The following is a 6,851-nucleotide window of genomic DNA, read 5'->3' as shown; positions in this document are numbered from 1 at the left end:
TGCGCCCGGCTGATGCTCCGCGCCTGCGCGCCGCACGCCGCCGAGATGGAGCGCGGAGTCGCCGCCGCTGCCGCCGCCCGTGCACAGGGTGTGGACCACGCGCTGCGCACGGCCGCGCAGGAACAGGTCGGCCTCGCCTACGCGGGCTGGGACAGGCTGCTGACCCGTGTCGCCCTGCCCGCCTGGCGCATAGGGCGCTGGCCCGCACGGCTCGACGCCGGCGTGGTCTCCGCGCTGACCGAGCTGTCCCACCGCGACGCGCTCGCCGAGGGCTTCACCTCGCGCCTGGGCGAGCGGCCCGCCTGCGATCTGCTGGACGAGCCGGGCGCCGTCGACGAGGCGGTCTCGCTCCTCGCGGCCCGCCTCTTCCACGGCGGCCCGCCCGAACCGGGGCCCGGCTGGGCGCCGTTGGACTGGCAGGCGTATCCGGAGGAGGTCGTCGACCGCATCTGGCGCACCCGCGCCGCCCGTCTCTTCACCCACCTCGACGGCCTGGACCGTCCCGGCGGCGCCGCGCACAAGGCCGCGACCCCGGCCCGCGTCATGGAGTGGCTCACCGCCGGCGCGGGCGGCGAGGACATCGACGATGAGGGCCGCGACGATGAGGGCCGCGGCGGCGAGGACCGTACGGAGGAGCTGGCCGCCCGCATCGGGGCGGCCGCCGCCCGCGAGACCCCGCACGAGACCTGGGAGGAGGCCCTCGTGGGTCCGCTCATAGCGGGCACGGGAGACGGTCCCGCCCTCTCGCCGATGGGGCTTCCGCTCCAGGCGCCGCGCACCGGACGCGAGTTGATGACGGAGCACATCGCCGCCGTCGTGTGCTGCGCGGCCGTCGACAGCGCGGGCGCGGCGCCCGGCCTCGACTGGCTCGACGGTCCCGCGCTCCTCGTCGACGGCTCACGTGCCGCGGAGTTGACCGGTCCGGTGCTGGCGCTGGTGGAGGACGGCGACGCCCAGCCGCTGCGCGCCTGGATGGCCGCCGTCGGCGTCCGCCCTGAGAAACCGGTCCGCCTCGTCTGACTCCGCATCGCAGCAGGTCAGGCCCGTTCGGCACGGGTCGCTTCCGATGCGGGGGGTGACGCTCCGTGCGCCCGATGTGATGGGGTGTGACGCGTCGGGGGTCGGCGAGCACTGGGGTGGGATCACAGGTGGGGAGAGAGAACGTCCGGCGCTGGGAGTCGGGGGCGCTCGCGCACGCCGTCACGGACCCGTTCGGCCAAGGGCCGCTCCCCTGGCTCCGGTTCGGGGAGCAGTACTTCGACAACGGCCGCATGGTGCCCTGGTACGTGGACCACACGGGCCTGGAGGACGTGCTCTCCGGCGAGCGCATCCACCGCAGCCCCGGCGTGGGACGCCCGCGTACCGCCGACGATCTGCACTGCCAGATCAAGGGGTTCGCCGGAAGCGACGGCGGCACGGCCCCGGGCGACTCCCTCGACTTCCGGATCACCGTCGACCCGCCGCAGCCCTTCGGCGTCGACATCTACCGCATCGGCCACTACGGCGGCGACGGCGCCCGCAAGATCACCACCAGCCCGCGGCTGTCCGGCATCAGCCAGCCCGCTCCGCTCACCGCCGACAAGACGGTCTCCTGCCACCACTGGTGGCTCTCCTGGCGCCTCCAGATCCCCGAACACTGGTCCAGCGGCGCCTATGTGGCCGTTCTCACTACGGCCGACGGGCAGCACCGCTCGCACATCCCCTTCACCGTGCGCGACCCCGACCCGGCCGAACTCCTCCTCGTACTGCCGGACCTCACCTGGCAGGCGTACAACCTCTTCCCCGAGGACGGCCGCACCGGCGCCAGCCTCTACCACGCGTGGGACGAGGAGGGGCGTCTGCTGGGCGAGTCCGAGGCCGCCGTCACGGTCTCCTTCGACCGCCCGTACGCCGGGGCCGGACTGCCCCTTCACGTGGGCCACGCCTACGACTTCGTCCGCTGGGCCGAACGCCAGGGCTACGGCCTCGCCTACGCCGACGCCCGCGATCTGCACGCCGGCCGCGTCGATCCGGCGCGCTGCCGCGGCGTGATCTTCCCCGGCCACGACGAGTACTGGACGGTGCCCATGCGCCGCGCCGTGGAGCGTGCCCGGGACGCCGGCACCTCGCTGGTCTTCCTCTCCGCCAACACCATGTTCTGGCAGGCCCAGTTGGACCCGCTGCCCGGCGGCTCCCCCGACCGGCTGCTGACGTGCCGCAAGCGCCGCGGCACCGGCCGCAGCGCGCAGTGGCGCGCCCAGGGCGAACCGGAGCAGCGGGTGCTGGGCATCCAGTACGCGGGGCAGGTGCCCGAGCCGTATCCGCTGGTGGTGCGCAACAGCGACCACTGGCTGTGGGACGCGGCGGACGTGGCCGAGGGCGACGAACTGCCCGGGCTGGTCGCGGGCGAGGCCGACCGCTACTTTCCCCGTACGGCGCTGCCGGCCCACTCCGAGCGCGCGCTGCTCGCGCACTCCCCGTACCAGGACACCCGTGGCGCCCTGCGCCACCAGGAGACGTCGCTGTACCGGGCGCCCTCGGGCGGACTGGTCTTCTGCTCCGGCACCTTCGCGTGGTCGCCGGCGCTCGACCGGCCGGGCCATGTGGACGCCCGCGTGCAGCGGGCGACGGCGAATCTGCTGGAGCGGGTGGTCAAGGGCGACTGAGCGCCGCCCCCGCCGGGGACCGCCCGGGACCGTACGCGCCCGTACGCGTCCCGTGCCCGTCTGTGCCTGCGTGCGCCCGCGCGTGCCCGCCGCCCCGGGCCCCGGGAGGTGTGCCCTGCCCGCCTGCGGGACAATCGGGAGCTGAAGCGCACTCCCCGGGCGTTCTCCCGCGCCCCGCCGGGGAGCCCGTGAAGCCCCCGACCGTCCCGGAGGAACAGTGTCCGGATTCGTGGAGAAGCCCGACCCCGTACAGGTCCCGGGCCTGCTGCATCTGCACACCGGCAAGGTGCGCGATCTGTACCGCAACGAGGCGGGCGACCTGGTCATGGTGGCCAGCGACCGCATCTCGGCGTACGACTGGGTGCTGCCCACCGAGATCCCGGACAAGGGCAGGATCCTCACGCAGCTCTCCCTGTGGTGGTTCGAGCAGCTCGCCGACCTCGTGCCCAACCACGTCCTCGGCACCGACGTCCCCGAGGGCGCCCCGGCCGACTGGGAGGGGCGCACCACGGTGTGCCGCTCGCTGAACATGATCCCGGTGGAGTGCGTGGCGCGCGGCTATCTCACCGGCTCGGGCCTCGCGGAGTACGAGCGCTCCCGTACGGTCTGCGGTCTCGCGCTGCCCGAAGGGCTCACCGACGGCTCGGAGTTGCCCGGCCCGATCTTCACGCCCGCCACGAAGGCCGCCGTCGGCGACCACGACGAGAACGTCAGCTACGAGGAGGTCGCCCGCGAGGTCGGCCCCGAAACCGCCACCCAGCTACGGCAGTTGACCCTCGCCGTCTACCAGCGCGCCCGCGAGATCGCCCTCGACCGGGGCATCATCCTCGCCGACACCAAGTTCGAGTTCGGACGCTCGCCGGGCGACGGCGAGGACGGGATCGGCGTCGCGGCCGAGACCGACGTCGGCCTGGTGCTCGGCGACGAGGTGCTCACGCCCGACTCCTCCCGCTTCTGGCCCGCCGACGCCTGGCAACCGGGGCGCGCACAGCCCTCGTTCGACAAGCAGTTCGTACGCGACTGGCTCTGCGGACCCGAGTCCGGCTGGGACCGCACCGGCCAGCAGCCCCCGCCGCCGCTGCCGGACCACATCGTGGAAGAGACCCGCGAGAAGTACGCCGAGGCGTACCGGATGCTCACCGGGCTCGACTGGACGTGGCCGCTGCGCTGAGCAAATCCCGTACGCGCAGAGGGGATTGAGAAACACCGCGCACACCGCGGGCTGGTGCAGGAGACGAACGCACGGAGAATTCCCCGGAGCCGATTCCTCCGAGCAGAAGGTGCATACGGGGGCAGACGGGCCCTTTATGCGGGGGCCCTGCGAAATGGTCCCTCTCCGAGGGGTGTTGGACGCCTTCGTTTTTTCTATGCTCGGAATGCTGTTCCGGCACGTGGGGACCAAAACTTTGACGACCATCCCATGTGCCGGGGTCCTAGCGGGCGATCGGCAGGGGGAATCGACCTTGGGCACGAACGAGATGTCGTATCTCGGTCTCTCCGAGGAACAGGAGCACATTTACCGGCTTTGTCTGCGAGAGCCGGGCATAGGGCTCGACGGCATCATCGACCAGCTCCGGCTGCCGCCGAACGCCGCGCGCAGAGAGCTGCGCCGGCTGCGCGAACTCGGCCTGCTGCGCAGGCAGTCCGAGGGGCTTGCGGCGGCCGACCCCGACGTGGCGGTGGCCCGTCTGCTGGATCTGCGCCTGCACGAACTGCACGAGAAGCTGCAACGCGTCACGCAGCTCCAGCCGTTGGTGGCCTCGCTGCGCGCCGAGCGCGGCGAAGAGCGCGAGCCGGCCGTCGTCGGCATCGAGCAGGTCACCGAACCCGCGAAGATCCGCGACCGCATCGACGACCTGGCGTTCTTCGCACGCGAGGACGTCGCCCTGGTCGAACCCGGCGTCGCGCTGGGCCAGGAGGAGATCGACCAGGCACGCCCGCGTGTGCTGCGCTGCCTGCGCAGGGGGCTGTCGGTGCGCACCGTCCTGGAGCGCAAGGCCCTCGACCACGCCCCGACGGTGGCGTATCTGCGGGAACTGGAGTCGCACGGGGCGCGCGTACGGCTCGTCAACCACACCTCGGCGGAGATCCAGATGTACGACCGGCGTACCGCGGTCGTCCCCGTCGACCCCGAAGACGCCACGAAGGGCACGCTGTTCGCGCAGGAGAGCGGGGTCGTCGCCAACATCCTCGCCCTCTTCGAATCGATCTGGGCCGAGTCGGAGGACCTGGGATCGCTGCTCGGCGAGTGGCGTACGGAGGAGGACGCGCCCTCCGAGTTGGAGCGCTCGGTGCTGCGCGCGATGTGCTCCGGCGGCAAGGACGAGGCGGGCGCCCGCGACCTGGGCGTCTCCGTCCGTACGTACCGGCGCTACATCGCCGATCTGATGCAGCTCCTGGGCGCCGGGAACCGTCCGCAGGCGGCGCTGCTGGCACGGGAGCGCGGCTGGATCTGACGGCCGGAGCCTCGGCCGCGCCTGCGCTCGTACGGGCCCCGTCCCCGAACCGGGGCCCGTGTGTGTGGGGGGAGGGGCGGTTGACGGACGCGGAGCCGGTCCCGGTTCCTGTCCGTACGAGCGCGTACGGGCCGGGCTCAGGCCGGGGCGGTCGTCGTCGTGGGCCGCAGCGACGGCGCCCTGCGGATCCCGAAGGTGTGCCGCAGCGCCGAGCGCGCCGCCAAGTGGCCGCACATACCGTGGACTCCGGGCCCCGGCGGCGTCGAGGCCGAGCAGAGATAGACGCCGGGCAGCGGAGTGCGCCACGGGTCGAGCCGGGGCACGGGCCGCGCGACCGACTGGTACAGGGTCATCGCGCCGGCGCCGATGTCGCCGCCGGCGTAGTTCGGGTTGTACGTCTCGTAGTCGCCGGCCGCGGTGCCGCGCGCGGCGAGGACCGTGTCGCGGAACCCGGGCGCGTACCTCTCGATGCGCGACGTCACGAGCTCCACCGCGTCCCGGCGGTCGCCGTTGGGCACATGCGCGTACGCCCACACCGGCCGCTTCCCGGGGCGTGCACGGCCGGGGTCGGTGGCCGCCGGGTCCACGACCAGGACGAACGGCTCGTCCGTGGGCGTGCCCCGCACGGTGAGGTTCTCCTGGCGGGCGATCGCCTCCCGGGTGCCGCCCAGGTGGACGGTGCCCGCGCGGCCGACCTCGGGGCACGTCCACGGGATGGGCTCCGAGACGAGGAAGTCGGCCTTCGCCGCGCCCGGTCCGTAGCGGAAACGGCCCAACTGCCGTGCGTAGCCCGCCGGGAGGCGGCCGTCGGCGAGGTCGAGCAGCCGGGTGGGCGTGGTGTCGAGCAGGACGGCGCGGGCGTGCCCGAGCTGTCCGAGGCCGGTGACGGGCGAACCGGTGTGGATCGTGCCGCCGTGCGCACGGATGTCGTCCGCCATGACCTGGGCGATACGTTCGCTGCCGCCGCGGGGCAGCGGCCAGCCGGAGCCGTGCGCGAGATGGCCCAGCAGCAGCGCGACGGAGTCCGAGGTGAGGGTGGGCAGCCTGCCGACGGCGTGTGCGGCGACACCGGTCAGCAGCGCGGGCGCGACGTCCTCGCGGAAGCCGCCGGTCAGCCGGCGGGGCAGCAGCCGCGCCGCGAGCAGCAGCGGCGCGGCGAGGTCGCCCGGCACGGAGCGCTGGCCGCTCATGAAGAACTCCACGAGCCCCGCGCTGTGTTCGACCAGCGGCTCCATGATGCGCCGCCAGCGCGGCCCGTCGGGGCCGAGGCCCTCGCAGGCGGCGTCGAGACCGGAGTGGGCCAGGCCCGCGCGTCCGTCGTCCAGCGGATGTGCGTACTCGATGTCGGGGGCGAGGAGTTCGACGCCGCGGGCCGTGAGGTCGAACTCGCGGAAGAACGGCGAGGCGGCGGCCATCGGATGGACGGCGGAGCACACGTCGTGGCGTACGTCGCTGTCGAAGTACGCCTCGCCGCGCAGCCCGCCGCCGAAGGACTCCGCGGCCTCGTGCAGTTCGACCCGGAGTCCGGCCCGCGCCAGAGTCACCGCGGCCGCGAGTCCGTTGGGGCCGGTGCCGACGATCGCGGCGTCCACGGCGGAGGTCACCGAGAGCCGCCCACGGGCGTGCCGTCGGACTGCGGTGCGGGCGTTCCGTTCTGCCGCGGCGGCGGCGGTGTTCCGTTCCGGTCCGGGGCGGGCGTGCCGTTGGCCTGTGGCACGGGCGTCCCGTTCTGCGGCGCGGCCTCCGCCGC

Annotated in this window: 4 protein-coding genes and 1 pseudogene; 4 read left to right on the top strand and 1 reads right to left on the bottom strand. The window is 73.6% G+C overall.

What is annotated here, in order from left to right; all coding sequences use genetic code 11:
- The 4 genes and pseudogenes from AN218_RS31495 to AN218_RS31480 all read left to right on the top strand — a co-directional run.
- Nucleotides 1-1,020 (top strand): annotated as a pseudogene (locus AN218_RS31495) (hypothetical protein); the annotation flags it as partial.
- Nucleotides 1,021-1,148: 128 nt separating this feature from the next.
- Complete coding sequence (locus AN218_RS31490; RefSeq protein WP_070020433.1) at nucleotides 1,149-2,645, top strand: N,N-dimethylformamidase beta subunit family domain-containing protein; 1,497 nt, start codon at nucleotides 1,149-1,151, stop codon at nucleotides 2,643-2,645.
- Nucleotides 2,646-2,862: 217 nt separating this feature from the next.
- Complete coding sequence (locus tag AN218_RS31485) at nucleotides 2,863-3,816, top strand: phosphoribosylaminoimidazolesuccinocarboxamide synthase (RefSeq protein ID WP_070020432.1); 954 nt, start codon at nucleotides 2,863-2,865, stop codon at nucleotides 3,814-3,816.
- Nucleotides 3,817-4,108: 292 nt separating this feature from the next.
- Nucleotides 4,109-5,101 carry a response regulator transcription factor gene (locus tag AN218_RS31480; protein ID WP_171908868.1) on the top strand — a complete coding sequence of 331 codons (993 nt, stop codon included), beginning with the start codon at nucleotides 4,109-4,111 and terminating at the stop codon, nucleotides 5,099-5,101.
- A 137-nt stretch (nucleotides 5,102-5,238) separates the two neighbouring features.
- On the opposite strand, the gene AN218_RS31475 is transcribed toward AN218_RS31480, so the two are convergent.
- A complete protein-coding gene (locus tag AN218_RS31475; RefSeq protein WP_244900881.1) occupies nucleotides 5,239-6,705 on the bottom strand; it encodes a phytoene desaturase family protein in 1,467 nt (488 codons plus the stop codon).
- Nucleotides 6,706-6,851 lie beyond the last annotated feature (146 nt).

The sequence above is a fragment of the Streptomyces nanshensis genome (assembly GCF_001751255.1).
Lineage (GTDB): Bacteria > Actinomycetota > Actinomycetes > Streptomycetales > Streptomycetaceae > Streptomyces > Streptomyces nanshensis_A.
Note: the sequence above shows the minus strand (reverse complement) of the source record. Positions and strands in the feature narration are given on the sequence as shown.